At 65.0% G+C, this 14,011-nt stretch carries 9 protein-coding genes; 5 read left to right on the forward strand and 4 right to left on the reverse strand.

What is annotated here, in order from left to right; genetic code table 11:
• Positions 1-21: 21 nt before the first annotated feature.
• From WQQ_RS04575 to WQQ_RS04590, 4 genes are all read right to left on the reverse strand, one after another.
• Positions 22-828 carry a crotonase/enoyl-CoA hydratase family protein gene (locus WQQ_RS04575; RefSeq protein WP_007183899.1) on the reverse strand — a complete coding sequence of 269 codons (807 nt, stop codon included), beginning with the start codon at positions 826-828 and terminating at the stop codon, positions 22-24.
• Between the two features lie 142 nt (positions 829-970).
• On the reverse strand, positions 971-2,587 hold the full coding sequence (locus tag WQQ_RS04580) for a GMC family oxidoreductase (protein WP_007183900.1): 1,617 nt from the start codon (positions 2,585-2,587) through the stop codon (positions 971-973).
• Positions 2,588-2,609: 22 nt separating this feature from the next.
• On the reverse strand, positions 2,610-3,713 hold the full coding sequence (locus WQQ_RS04585; RefSeq protein ID WP_007183901.1) for an NAD(P)/FAD-dependent oxidoreductase: 1,104 nt from the start codon (positions 3,711-3,713) through the stop codon (positions 2,610-2,612).
• A gap of 17 nt (positions 3,714-3,730) precedes the next feature.
• Positions 3,731-4,873: a LacI family DNA-binding transcriptional regulator gene (locus WQQ_RS04590; protein ID WP_007183902.1), complete on the reverse strand. Its 1,143-nt coding sequence runs from the start codon at positions 4,871-4,873 to the stop codon at positions 3,731-3,733.
• A gap of 352 nt (positions 4,874-5,225) precedes the next feature.
• Here WQQ_RS04590 and WQQ_RS04595 point away from each other — a divergent pair, with 352 nt between their 5' ends.
• The 5 genes from WQQ_RS04595 to WQQ_RS04615 all read left to right on the forward strand — a co-directional run bounded on the left by WQQ_RS04595 (position 5,226) and on the right by WQQ_RS04615 (position 14,005).
• Positions 5,226-7,364 carry a 3-hydroxyacyl-CoA dehydrogenase NAD-binding domain-containing protein gene (locus WQQ_RS04595; RefSeq protein WP_007183903.1) on the forward strand — a complete coding sequence of 713 codons (2,139 nt, stop codon included), beginning with the start codon at positions 5,226-5,228 and terminating at the stop codon, positions 7,362-7,364.
• Between the two features lie 111 nt (positions 7,365-7,475).
• Positions 7,476-8,657, forward strand: coding sequence for a LuxR C-terminal-related transcriptional regulator (locus tag WQQ_RS04600; RefSeq protein WP_007183904.1), 1,182 nt, complete (start codon positions 7,476-7,478; stop codon positions 8,655-8,657).
• Between the two features lie 170 nt (positions 8,658-8,827).
• Complete coding sequence (locus WQQ_RS04605) at positions 8,828-11,404, forward strand: TonB-dependent receptor (RefSeq protein WP_157534503.1); 2,577 nt, start codon at positions 8,828-8,830, stop codon at positions 11,402-11,404.
• A gap of 16 nt (positions 11,405-11,420) precedes the next feature.
• A complete protein-coding gene (locus WQQ_RS04610; protein ID WP_157534504.1) occupies positions 11,421-12,470 on the forward strand; it encodes a spirocyclase AveC family protein in 1,050 nt (349 codons plus the stop codon).
• A gap of 23 nt (positions 12,471-12,493) precedes the next feature.
• Positions 12,494-14,005 carry an aldehyde dehydrogenase family protein gene (locus WQQ_RS04615; protein ID WP_007183907.1) on the forward strand — a complete coding sequence of 504 codons (1,512 nt, stop codon included), beginning with the start codon at positions 12,494-12,496 and terminating at the stop codon, positions 14,003-14,005.
• The last annotated feature ends 6 nt before the right edge of the window (positions 14,006-14,011 follow it).

The following is a 14,011-nucleotide window of genomic DNA, read 5'->3' on the forward strand; positions in this document are numbered from 1 at the left end:
TGTGTTTTGACTGGCCTGCGATCACTTGCCCGTGAAGACAGGCGAGCGTTTTTCGAGAAAGGCGTCGACGGCTTCGGCGTGATCGCGCGTTTCATGCGCGAGCGCCTGGAACGCGGCGGACAGTTCGAGCACGTCGGACAGACGCTGCTGCTGGCCTTCGCGCAGCAGCCGCTTGGACAGGCGCAGCGCCTTGGCCGGGTTGCAGACGATGCGCTCGGCGAGCGCGTTGGCCGCAGCGAGCAACTGATCGGCCGGCAGCACCTGCGAAACCAGGCCGCAAGCGAGCGCCTCGGCGGCCGTGATGGTGTCGCCCGTGAGGATCATTTCGGAGGCTTTCGACAGGCCGACCGCGCGCGGCAGGATCCAGGCTCCGCCGTCGCCCGGCACGATGCCCATTTTGATGAAGCTCGAGGCGAGCTTGCTGCCTTCGGCGACGATGCGAATATCGCAGAGGCAGGCCAGGTCCAGGCCGAGGCCGATGGCGTGTCCGTTGATCGCCGCGATCATCGGCACTTCGCAATTCCACAGCGCCTGCGCGATCGGCTGCACGCCGCGACGGTAATTGGCGCGCGTCGCATCGGGCGCATCGAGCGGGCCGATGCCGTTGCGCTCCTTCATCGCCTTGAGATTGCCGCCGGCCGAGAACGCGCTGCCCGCGCCGGTCAGGATCACGCAGCTCACGCTCGCGTCGTCCTGGGCGCGCTGAACCGCGGCGACCAGATCGGCGCAATCCTGATGCGTGGCGATGGCATTGCGCGACTCGGCGCGGTCCATCGTCAGCGTCACGATGGCGCCGTTCCTTTCGTAGCGCACGAACGGGGTGGACATCGGATTCTCCTCGCGTGGGTGGCGCCGGTTTCATCGTCGACCGGCGCTGCACGATCGCCAAACCGGCTATCGATGCAACTAATAGTATCCCATTTAATCCGAGTTATGAAATGGGCAGCTATTCGCGAAGGAAAGCTGCGCCTCAGAGCGGCCGGCGCGCGTCCTCGAGAATCATGTCGGCCGCCTTCTCGGCGATCATGACGACGGCCGCATTGCAGTTGCCCGAGACCACCGCCGGCATGATCGACGCGTCGACCACGCGTACGCCGGCCAGGCCATGCACCCGCAGGCGCGCGTCGACCACGTCGAGCGGGCCGTTGCCCATGCGCGCGGTCGAACTCGGGTGATAGATCGAGGCGGCGCGCTCGCGACAGTATTCGAGCAGCGAGGCATCGTCGGTGCGATTCACACCGGGCTCGATCTCGGATTCGATCATCGCGGCCATCGCGGGCGCGGCCATGATGCGGCGCAGCTCGCGCAGGCCCTCGACGTTGGCGCGGCGGTCGGTTTCGGTGTCGAAGTAATTCGGGTCGATCAGCGGCGCGACATACGGGTCGGGCGAGGCCAGCCGCAGGCTGCCGCGGCTCTCCGGACGCAGCTGGCAGACCGAGGCGGTGAACCCCGACCACGGGTCGAGCGCATCGCCCATCTTGCTGGTGCTGAACGTGATGAAGTGCACCTGCACGTCCGGCCGCGTGAGCTCCGGCTGGGTGCGATAGAACGCCCCGCCGTAGCCCGCGCTGACCGTCAGCGGGCCCTTGCGCAGGAACACGTAGCGCAGGCCGATCCAGAGCTGGCGCCAGAGGCTGGCCATGTCGTCGTTGAGCGTGATCGGGCGCGTGCAGCGATAGGTGGTGCGCACCTGCGCGTGGTCCTGCAGATGCTCGCCGACACCCGGCAATTCGTGTGTGACTTCCAACTCGAAGCGCTTCAAGTTTTGCCCAGAACCGATTCCGGACAGCATCAGCAACTGCGGCGAGTTGATCGCGCCGGCCGACAGCAGCACTTCGCGGCTGGCCCGCGCCGTACGCAGCTGGCCGGCCCGGTCGCGAAATTCCACGCCGACCACGCGCTTGCCTTCGAGCAGCAGCCGCGTGGTCATCGCGCGCGTTTCGACATGCAGGTTCGCGCGCTTGCGCGCCGGTTTCAGGTAACCCGTCGCGGTGCTGCAACGACGCCCGCGACGCGAAGTGGTCTGGAAGTAGCCGACGCCTTCCTGGCTCGCTCCGTTGAAATCGGGATTGAACGGCAGCCCCACCTGCTCCCCCGCGGCGACGAAGGCGTCGCAGAGCTCGTGCGGCTCGGTCTGGTCGGACACCGCCTGCGGGCCGCCGACGCCGTGATAATCGTCGGCCCCGCGCTGCTGGTCTTCGGCGCGCTTGAAGTACGGCAGCACGTCGTCGTAGCCCCAGCCGGGGTTGCCCTCGTCGCGCCAGTCGTCGAAGTCCTCGCGCTGGCCGCGTATGTAGACGAGGCCGTTGATCGAGCTCGATCCACCGAGCACCTTGCCGCGCGGCTGGCTGATGCGGCGGCCGTTCAAGTGTTGCTGCGGCTCGGTCTGATACAGCCAGTTCACCGAGGCGTCGTTGAACAGCTTGCCGTAGCCGAGCGGAACGTGGATCCACGGGTTCCAGTCGCGGCCGCCGGCTTCCAGCACCAGTACGCGATGGCGGCCGTCCGCGGTCAGGCGATTGGCGAGCACGCAGCCCGCGGAACCTGCACCGACGATGATGTAGTCGAAACTGCCGAAGTCGTTCATGGGCGCCTGTTCAATGTGCGTTTCAGCCAGCCTGTGCGACCAGCGACGCGACGACTTCGGCGATCGCGAGCGAGGCCGTGAGTCCGGGCGATTCGATGCCGAACAGGTTGACGAGCCCGGCCACGCCATGCGTGCCGGAGGCTTCGATGCGGAAGTCCGCGGCGGGTTCGCCGGGACCGGAAATCTTGGGGCGAATGCCGGCATAACCGGGCGCCAGACTGCCGTCCTGCAGCGCCGGCCAATACTGGCGAATCACGTCGTAGAAGCGATCGGCCCGACGCGGATCGACGCTGTAATCGGGCTCGGAAACCCATTCGACGTCGGGCCCGAAACGCGCCTGCCCGCCGAGGTCGATCGTCAGATGCACGCCGAGCCCGCCGGGCTCGGGCACCGGATAGATCAGCCGCGAAAACGGCGCACGACCGCCGAGCGTGAAGTAGCAGCCCTTGGCGTAATACGCCTTCGGCACGTGCTCGGGCGCCAGGCCTTCGACGCGACTCGCGATGGCCGGCGCATCGAGCCCGGCCGAGTTGATGACATGACGCGCGCGCAAGGCCGGCTCGTCGCCGACGTGCAGTTCGATGCCTTCGGCCGTCGGCACCAGCCGCGTCACCGGCGACAGGTACGCGAGCATCGCGCCGGCCGCTTCGGCCTGGCCGAGCAGCGACAGCATGTAGCCGTGCGAATCGATGATGCCGGTCGATGGCGAGATCAGCGCGGCCGTGCAATGGAGCGCGGGCTCCAGGCTCAAGGCTTCGGCGCGATCGATCAGGCGTAGGTCGTCGACACCGTTTCCGATCGCGGCCTGGCGCAGCTTTTCGAGCTCGCCGTGCTGCGCTTCGCTCGTGGCGACGATGAGCTTGCCGCTGCGCCGATGCTCGACGCCGTAGCGCTCGCAATAGTCGTAGAGCGCATCGCGGCCGCGCACGCAAAGCCGTGCCTTGAGCGAGCCGCGCGGGTAGTAGATGCCCGCGTGGATCACCTCGCTGTTGCGTGAACTCGTGATGGTGCCGAACGCGTTTTCGCGTTCGATGATGATGGTCTCGTGCCCGGCCAGTGCGAGCTCGCGTGCGATCGCGAGCCCCACCACGCCGGCGCCGATGACGATGCAGTCGACAGAATCCAAGCCCGCTCTCCGTCGCGTCAGCGTTGCGGCGCGGGGCCGGTGCTGCCGCGCACTTTCAATGTGGTTTCGATCTCGACCGTGGGCGATACCTTGCCCTTGATCGCGGCCAGCAAAGCCTCGCCCGAAGCGCGGCCGATCTCGCTCGTGCGCACCTGCAGCGTGGTCAGCGGCGGGTCGAGCAGCGAGGCGATTTCGATGTCGTCGAAGCCCGAGATCGACAACTGCTGCGGCACTTGAATACCCATCGCACGCGCCTCGGCGAGCGCGCCTGCGGCGAGCAGATCGGTGGCGCAGATCAGCGCGGTCGGACGCGGCTTGAGCGCCATCGCCTTGCGCAGGGCCTCGCGCCCGGCCTCGATCGAATACGGGCCGTAGTAAATGCGATCGGATTTGAATTCGACGTCGGCGAGCGCGAAAGCATCCATCACGCCCTCGATGCGCGAACGCGCACGCTCGTTGTGCTCCGGATCGCCCGAGACCATCGCGAACTGGCGATGGCCGAGATCGAGCAGATGACGCACGACACGATGCATCGCGCGACGGTTGCTGATGCCGACACAGGGATGCGCGCGCGCCTCGTCGACCGACCAGGCGCAGACGTACGGCAGGCGCGCCTGCTCGATGCGCCGGAAGATCGCGGACGGATGATCGGTGCCGATCAGCACGATGCCGTCGATGCCGCGCTGCACCAGGCGCTCGACGACGGCCGCTTCTTCCTTCAGATCGTATTCGTGCGCCGCGATCAGCAGGTGATAGCCGGCACGGCCGAGCGTTTTCTGCAGGGCCTGCACGAAGTCCGAGAAGATCGGGTTGTTGATGGTCGGCAGCACTGCGCCGATGGTCATGCTGCGGCGCAGGGCGAGCGCGCGTGCGGCGCCGTCGGGCACGTAGCCGAGCCGCTCGGCCGCCTCGCGCACCTTGCGCAAGGTGTTGGCGCGTACCGCGTCGGGCGAAGACAGCGCGCGCGAGGCGCTGCCGAGCGAGACGCCCGCGAGTCGGGCGACGTCGATGAGCCGCGGCCGGCCGGAGGCCGATTCGTCGACTGCTCCGTCCTCAGCCCTGGCGTCGATCTCCGGCGCCACCGGCGCCTCGACCTGGGCTTTGGTCTTGCGGGTCGGAGCCGCCGCCGTACGCGAGCCTGATGACTTCGTGCGCTTCATATATCGTCGAGTTCCCTGATACCGCTCTTCCCGAACGCCTCGCGGCGGAATCTGATCATCGTTTCATTTGGCCCGATGCCACCCTGGTTTGCCTTCTGGATCGCAGCCTTGGCCGCTGTCTTCCGAGCCGTACGGCGATCTTACTTGAAGCGTTTACAAATTACAGCGCCGATCGCCGGAGAAATCGTCCGGGCACCGATCGCGGTCCTATTTTTAGCATCCTGTTTGAAACTTTCAGCTCGAAGCAGGCGGCTCGGCCCATCCGTAGTGGGAAAAGCTGGCGGATTGTTTTAGTATCCCATTTAGAAGCGCTTCATCGCTTCAAGCTTCGATAGCCCATTAGATAACCGCCATGCAGACGCCGCCCGCCGGCACGCTGCGGGCCGCCCCCGAGGAGATTCTCGTGTCCACCGTGGACTACCGCGTCATCGACGGCGTCGCCGTCATCACTCTGAACAATCCGCCCGTCAACGCGATCGACCAGGGGATCCGCGCCGGGCTGCTCGAATCGGTGGGCCGCCTGGCCGCCGACGATTCGGTGAAGTCGGCCGTGCTGATCGGAGCCAACGACACCTTCGTCGCCGGCGCCGATATCAAGGAGTTCGGCAAGCCGCTGCCGCCGCCCACCACCATCGAAAGCCTCAGCGCGATGGAAGCCTCGCCCAAGCCGATCGTCGCCGCGCTGGCCGGCAACACGCTCGGCGGCGGGCTCGAGATCGCGCTCGCCGCGCACTGGCGCGTGGCGGTGGCCAAGGCCAAGCTCGGCCTGCCCGAAGTCTCGCTCGGCATCATGCCGGGCGCCGGCGGCACCCAGCGCCTGCCACGCCTGGTCGGCGGCGCCAAGGCGCTCGACATGATCCTGAGCGGCACGCCCGTCAACGGAACCAAGGCGCTCGAACTCGGCATCGTCGATGAACTGGTCGATGGCGATCTGCTGGCCGGCGCGATCGCGTTCGCCAGGAAGATCGTCGCCGAAGGCCGTCCGCTGCGCGTAACCAGCCAGCTGCAGGACAAGGTGGCGAACACCGATCCCGCGATCTTCGCCGACGCGATCAAGAAGAACGAGAAGAAGTGGAAGGGCCTGCTGTCGCCGTACAAGATCGTCGAGGCCGTGCAGGCCGCCTGCACGCTGCCGTTCGCCGAAGGCGCCGCGCTCGAGCTCAAGGTCTACCGCGAAACCCAGGCGAGCCCGCAGCGCAAGGCGCTCACCTACATGTTCTTCGCCGAACGCGAGGCCGCCAAGATTCCGGACGTGCCGCGCGACCTCAAGCCCGCGCCGGTGAAATCGGCCGCCGTCATCGGCGCCGGCACCATGGGCGGCGGCATTGCGATGTCGTTCGCCAACGCCGGCATTCCGGTCAAGATTCTCGAACTCAAGCAGGAAGCGCTCGACGCCGGCCTCGCCCGCATCAAGGGCAACTACGCGACCTCGGTCTCGCGCGGCTCGACCACGCAGGCACAGATGGACGAGCGCCTGGGCCGCATCAGCACCACGACCGACTACGCGCAGATCGGCGATGCCGACATCGTCGTCGAGGCGGTGTTCGAGAACATGGAAATCAAGCAGGGCGTGTTCAAGACGCTCGACGGCGTGATGAAGCAAGGCGCGATCCTCGGCACCAACACTTCGACGCTCGACATCGACCAGATCGCCAACGTGACGAAGCGTCCGCAGGACGTCATCGGCATGCACTTCTTCTCGCCGGCCAACGTCATGAAGCTGGTCGAGAACGTGCGCGGTGCCAAGACTTCGCCCGAGATCATCGGCCGCACGATGGCGGTGTCCAAGCAGATCGGCAAGGTGCCGGTGCTGGCGGGCAATTGCGACGGCTTCATCGGCAATCGCATCCTCGCCGCCTACGGCCGCGAGTGCGATTTCCTGCTCGAAGAAGGCGCCACGCCCTGGCAGATCGACACCGCGCTGCAGGGCTTCGGTTTCCCGATGGGCCTGTTCCTGATGCGCGACATGGCCGGCCTCGACGTGGGCTGGCGCATTCGCCAGTACCGCGAGCAGTTCCGCGACAAGAACCAGCGCTACTCGCCGGTCGGCGACCGCATCTGCGAACTCGGCCGCTACGGCCAGAAGACAGGCGCCGGTTACTACAAGTACGAAGGCCGCAACGCCACGCCCGATCCGGAGATCGAAGCGCTCATCGTCAAGGTGTCGGCGGATCTCGGCATCGAGCGCCGCAAGGTCAGCGACGAGGAGATCGTCTGGCGCGTGCTGTCGGTGATGGTCAACGAAGGCGCGAAGATCGTCGGCGAAGGCATCGCGATCCGCGCGTCGGACATCGACGTCACCTACGTGTTCGGCTACGGCTTTCCGCGCCACCAGGGCGGACCGATGTTCTGGGCCGAGCAGCAGGGCCTAGACAAGGTGCTCGCGAAGATCCGCGCGTATCACGCCGAGCAGGGTGACAACTGGAAGCCGGCGGAATTGCTCGAGAAGATCGTTGCGGCCGGCAAGAGCAGCTGGAAGGACGCGGTCTAGATCGATCGGATGTCGCGCTAGACTAAGCATCACACGCTGCCCGGCACCCGCCGGGCAGCGTCTCTACAGCGACGGCCGGATCGTCAGGGCCGAGCGACATGGAGGAGAACGATGCGCGAGTGCCCGGTTTCCGCTGCTCCGGACAAGGCTCCGGTCGATGTGCCGTCCGAAGCGAGCCTCATCGCGAGGCTGTATCAGGCTGCACTCGAACAGCCCCCCTGGCGCGGCTTTCTCGACGATCTGCGTCGCACCCTGGACCTGCATCACTGCTCGATCTCGTTCTTCACCGGCTCGGGCTTCGACGATCGCGGCACCGTCACCGTCACGAGTGGCGATCACGATCTCGATTACGCCGAACTCGCCGAAGAATACGCACAGAATTTCCGCAAGCTCGATCCGCTGCGCTACGAAGACCTCGCCGAAGGTGCGGTTCACGTCCACAGCGAGGCTGACTATCTGGCACTCGGCGACGACGGCGCGGAGTTCTTCCGCGGCTACATGGCCCCGCATGGCTTCGATCATCTGGCGATCGTCAAACCGCAGACGCTCGGCGGCTCCTACGGCGGGCTCATGGTCTGCGTGCGCAGTCGCGAGGCCGGCGCCTACGACACGCAGGACATGGAGCTGCTGCGAGCGCTGACGCCGCACCTGAGCCGCGCATTGCAGCACTTCTCGCGCTTCAAGCAGCTCGAGCTCGAACGCGATCTGTTCGAGAGCACCATCGACAATCTCGGCGTCGGCTCGCTGCTGATCGAGCAGGACGGCCGTGTGCTGCGCTGTAATCCGCGCGCGGAACGCATGCTCGCCGAGGCCGAGCAGCTGCACATCACCGACGGTCGCCTGCAACTCAGCGACCGGACACAGAGCGCCGAATTCCGCAATCTGATCGAACAGCTCAGCGCACCCGGCAGCGCCAACCGCATTCGCGCCATGCGCCTGAGTTCGCGTAGCGGCCAGGCCCTGCGCGTGATGCTCAAGCCGATCCAACCCGCCCCGGTCTACTACAACACGCAACCGCTGCAGATCATGGTGTATCTGCAGGACACCACGTCGGCACAGGCCGCACCGGCACAGCTCGTCGCCCAGCTGTTCGGGCTCACGCGCACCGAAGCCACGCTCGCGATCTGGCTCGCGCGCGGCCACACCTTGCAGCAGGCCGCGCAGACCATGGGCATCTCCGAGCACACGGCACGCAACTACTCCAAGCGCATCTTCGCCAAGACCGGCACCAGCCGGCAGGCCGATCTCGTGCGCGTGATGCTGCAAAGCGTCTCGCTCCTCACGGCCGGCTGAGCCGGCACGCAATACAGAACCAAATGGGCCTATCGGTCCTGCCCTCGACCGCGCTCTACTGATTGCACGCAGACCCTGCCGACAGCAGCGGGGCCGCGAACAAGAAGGCGCAGCCAGCGCCATTGCGAGTGAGGAGAGGACCAAAGCTCATGTGTGCTCAGGCTTATTCAATGCCCTCGAAAAAGAGGCTGCTTCCGTTGGTGGCAGCCGCGGCTTTCGGCGTGAGTGCCGATCTGCATGCACAGGAACCTGTCGTTGCGACTGTAGCCGAGCAAGCCACAGAACCTTCGACCGATTCCACGACCGAACTCGATACGATCGCGGTCGGTGCCGAAGCTGCGCCCGAGCCGCTGTCATCCGCCGCACCCGTACGCGGCGGCGGGCTCGGCATCGAAGAAGTGGTCGTCACCGCGCAGCGTCGTGCCGAGGCGATCAACGACATCCCGATTTCGATCACCGCGTTCTCGGGCGATACGCTCGCCGCGCTCGGCGTGACCGATACGCGCGATCTCGGCAACGTCACGCCGGGTTTCACGGCCGCAGACAGCGGCTACAACACGCCGGTCTACACGCTGCGCGGCATCGGGTTCAACGACACCACGTACACGGCGACCTCGACCGTCGGCGTCTACGTCGACGAAACGCCACTGCCCTATTCGATCATGACCAAGGGCGCGAATCTCGATGTGGAGCGCGTCGAAATCCTCAAGGGACCGCAGGGCATTCTCTACGGCCGCAACACCACCGGCGGCGCGATCAACTATATCGCGCGCAAACCGACCGACACTTTCGAATACGGACTCACGGGCACTTACAGCAGCTTCGAGACGACCGAAATCGAGGGCTATGCGAGCGGCCCGCTGACGGACGACCTCAAGGGCCGCATCGCGGTGAAGGATCTGCGTTCGCAGGAAGGCTGGCAGCGCAGCCTGACGCGACCGGACGACCGGCTTGGCAAGAAGGACAAGCAGTCCTTCCGCGGCATTCTCGAATGGACGCCGGATGCCGATCTGTTCTTTCGTCTGTCCGCGGATGGCTGGAGCGATCGCAGCGATGCGCAGGCCCCGCAAGCCATCTTCATCAATCCGCAGAACCCGATCGTACCGAACACCCCGGCCGCGGTCGGCCAGGTTCTGGACGTACTGCAAAACCTCACGACGCCAGTTCCGGGTGTCGGCGCTCTCGTGCAGACGCTCAACAACCGGCTCGGCAACAACGTGATCCTGGCCCCGCAGGTCGCGAATCATCCGACCGTCGATCAAAACACCGACGACATGCGCGTCGCCGACTGGGCCCCGCAACATCGCTGGATGCTCGACGACAACTACTGGAACGTCGCGCTGCGCAACGAGTGGACGCTGGACGACAGCACCACGCTGACGTCGATCGCCTCGTACGCGCAGGTCGCTTCGGACGGTTCGTCGCTGCCGCAGTCCGGACTGTCGGTCTACAACTCCGAGCAAATCATCACCGCCGGCATCAACACCACTTCGCTCGAATCGCGGCTCGCAGGACAGTGGGGCGATGGAAATAACTGGCTGCTCGGCGTCAACGCCGCATTCGACGACGGAAACGAATCGCACTACATCTTCACCGACACGCAGAGCGCGCTATTCCCCGATCCAATCACCGGACAAGCGCTGCTCGCGAGCCGCATCACTGTCGCGGGCAGCACGCGTGCGAGAACGCTCGGCATTTTCGCCAACGGCGACTGGCGCTTCGCCGACACGCTCAAGCTCACGCTCGGCATGCGCTACAGCGACGAGGCGCGCAAGTTCCATGGCTGCTCGCGTGAAGGGCCGGACAGCCAAGGCATCGGCCTGGAACTGCTGTTCAATGCACTCGCTGCGACCAAGGGCAATCTGAGCTTTCCCGTGAAAGACGGCGAATGCCTGACGCTGGACGAGAACGGCAACAACGACGAATTTCACGGCAAGCTCGACGAAGACAATCTGTCAGGCCGCGCCGTGCTCGACTGGACGCCGATCAATCACTACCTGTTCTATGCCTCGTATGCACGCGGTTTCAAATCGGGCGGCTTCCCGGTCACCAACTCGTCCGATCAGATTCAGTACACACCGGTCACGCAGGAACGTCTCGACGCCTTCGAGATCGGCAGCAAGACCGCGCTGATTCCGCGCGTGCTGCAAGTCAACACCGCGGCCTTCTATTACGACTACACCGACAAGCAGCTGCTGACCCGCTTCGCCGATCCGATCTTCGGTCCGCTGCCGATCCTGCGCAATGCGCCGAAATCGACGGTACAAGGCGTGGAGCTCGACCTGCAGCTCACGCCGATCCAAGGTCTGTTCATTTCGGGTGCCGCTTCGTACATCGATACACGCATCGACGAGTTCGTCAGCACCACGATCAGTGGCGAAGAGAACCACGACTTCTCGGGCCGGCCGTTCAACTTCGCACCTCGCTTCCAGTACTCCGTACTCGCCGATTACTCGTTCCAGATCGGAGCCCGGCTCAACCTCGGCATCGGGGCGGACTACAGCTACATGTCGAAAACCAATTCGACGCTAGAAGGCGATCCGCGCTACGCACATCGCGCCTACGGACTCACCAATGTGCGGCTGCGCCTGACGACGACCGATGGACATTGGAGCGCGATGCTGTTCGCTCGCAACGTTTTCGACGAGTTCTCGCAGATCAGCGTGTTCCAGCTCGGCGACGCCATCGTGCGCTACGCAGGCGAGCCGCGCACCGTCGGTCTGACGATCTCTTACAATGGTTTCTGAGCGGGTTCCGATCGCCATGACGAACGCAACTTCGACACTATCCGCATCGACTGCCATCGAATCGCGGCCCGTCCTCTGGTGGGCCACGCTAGGCGCCTGCTTTCTCGTGCTGCAGCTGTGGGTACTCGGCTCCTGGATGCTGTCGAGCCGATTCGTCGCGAGCGATCCGGGGCCCGACACGCTGTCGGCTGTCGCCGTGATCATGCAGTGGTTGATCTGTTTATCGTTCGGAATCGGTGGCGTCTGGGCGGTGTTCAATCTAGGGCGCAGCCTGCTGCGCGGCGAACGCTTCAGCGGCTTCCAGGTGCTGATGCTCGGCACCTGGACCGCCACCTGGCAGGACCCGACGCTGAACCTGTTCCGCCCCATCTTCGTCTACAACTCGCACTACTGGAATCGCGGTTCGTGGTCGGAGTTCGTACCGTTCTGGATGAGCCCGAACGGCTCGAAGATGCCCGAGCCGATCTTCTGGCAAATGGGCTGCTACATCATCATGCAGCCGCAGCTCGTGCTGTTCACGATGGGCGTCATCTACGCATTGCGGCGGCGCTGTCCGCAGCTCGGTCTCGCGAGCACGCTGCTGATCGCGCTCGTTGCCTGCGGTGCGTTCAACACGCTCAACGAGCTCGTGCTGGTCTTCGGCGAAGTCTTCGCCTATCCCGGTGTCGTACATGACTGGAGCCTGTTCCCGGGCACGCAGTATCAGTATCCGGTTTACGAAGGCTTTCTATGGGCGATCGGCACTACGGCCTGCGCCGCACTGTTCTGCTTTCCCGATGCGAACGGACACACGCTGGTGGAGCGTTCGATCGGCAAGCTGCAACTGAGTACGCGCAAGGAGAATCTGCTACGTGTACTCGCGGCGGGCGGCTTCATCAACATCGCGCTGTTCTTCTACATCTTCTGCTGCCTGCTGATTTCGACGCACATCGACACCTGGCCCGAACTGCCGAGCTACTTCAGCTCGGGCATCTGCGGCGAAGGCACAGGCTATCCGTGTCCGACCAAGGGCGCCGCGATTCCTACCGTCCAGATGGCGCCTGATCTCAATCTAAGCCGTCCTTAGTTCTTTTTCCGGAGAGTACCGAGATGAACATCTCCACCGAGTGGAGCGGCACCGTATTGCCCGAACGTCACCGTGACGCAGCCCAACACCTGCCTGCGCCACGCCTGGTCATCGGCGACAAGCAACTGAGCAGCGGCAGCGGCGGGGTCTTCGAGCATATCAATCCCTCGACCGGCGAGGCCCAAGCGATCGTGCCGCTGGCCGGCGGGGCCGAGATCGATGCGGCAGTCCAGGCGGCACGCGCTGCCTTGCCGATCTGGCGCGACCTGAAGCCGCAGCAGCGCCGCGTGCTGCTCGATCGCTTCGCCGATCTGATCGAAGCACGCTTCGACGAGTTCACCGCGATCACCCCGCTGGAAAACGGCATTTGTCGTGGCACTTTCGACATCGGCCTGCGGCCGCGCGTGATCGCCTGGTGCCGTTACTACGCAGGCTGGACCGACAAGCTCGATGGTCTCGTCACCGCGACGCCACCCTCGGAATGCTTCGAGTTCACGTTGCCCGAACCCTACGGCGTGATCGGCCACATCATCACCTGGAACGCGCCGATGCTCTCGCTCGCGATGAAGGTGATGCCTTCGATCGCGGCCGGCAATACCGTCGTCGTCAAACCGGCCGAGTTCACCCCGTTCTCCTCGCAGCGCTTTGTCGAGCTCGCGCTCGAAGCGGGCATTCCAGCCGGCGTCATCAACGTGCTGCCAGGCCTGTCCTCTGCAGGTGAAGCGCTCGTGCGCCATCCGGGTGTCGACAAGATTTCGTTCACCGGCGGCCCGATCGCGGCCAAGCGCATCATGGCCGACGCCTCCGCGAGCTTGAAGCCCGTTCTGTTCGAACTCGGCGGCAAGTCGGCCAACCTGATTTTCCCCGACGTCGATCTCGACGAGACCGCCGCATATTGCGCCGCCTTTGGTCTCTCGAACAATGGCGAAGGCTGCGCCTTGCCGACACGCCTGATCGTGCATGAGTCGATCTACGAAACCTTCATGGAACGGCTCGCCGCGGTCGTGCAATCGCTACCGCTCGGTGATCCGCTCGATCCGCGCAGCTACATCGGCCCGATGGTCACGCGGGCGGCACGGGAGCGCGTGACCTCGATGATCGACGAGGCCAAGGCACAGCGCGCCGGACGCCTGCTCTGTGGAGGCCAGCGCGCCGAAGGCTCGCTCGCGAACGGCTGGTTCGTACCACCGACCGTGTTCACCGACATCGATCCGAACTGCCGCATCGCGCAGCAGGAAGTGTTCGGTCCGGTGCTCGTCGGCATGAAGTTCCGCAACGAAGAAGAAGCCGTTCAACTCGCCAATTCGACCGAATACGGGCTCGCGGCTTATGTGCAGACGCGCGATCTGAACATCGCGCATCGCATGGTGCGCCGCCTGCAGGCCGGCACCGTCTACGTCAATCGGGCCACGCCGAGCGCGAATCCGAACTCGCCGTTCGGTGGCATCGGGCTCTCGGGTTTCGGCCGCGAAGGCGGCAAGGCCGGTCTAGACGAATTCATTCGCCTCAAAGGCGTCGGCATCAGCGTGAGCTGAGTCCCG

Origin of the sequence: Hydrocarboniphaga effusa AP103 (assembly GCF_000271305.1) — a bacterium.
In the GTDB taxonomy this organism is placed as follows: Bacteria; Pseudomonadota; Gammaproteobacteria; order Nevskiales; family Nevskiaceae; genus Hydrocarboniphaga; species Hydrocarboniphaga effusa.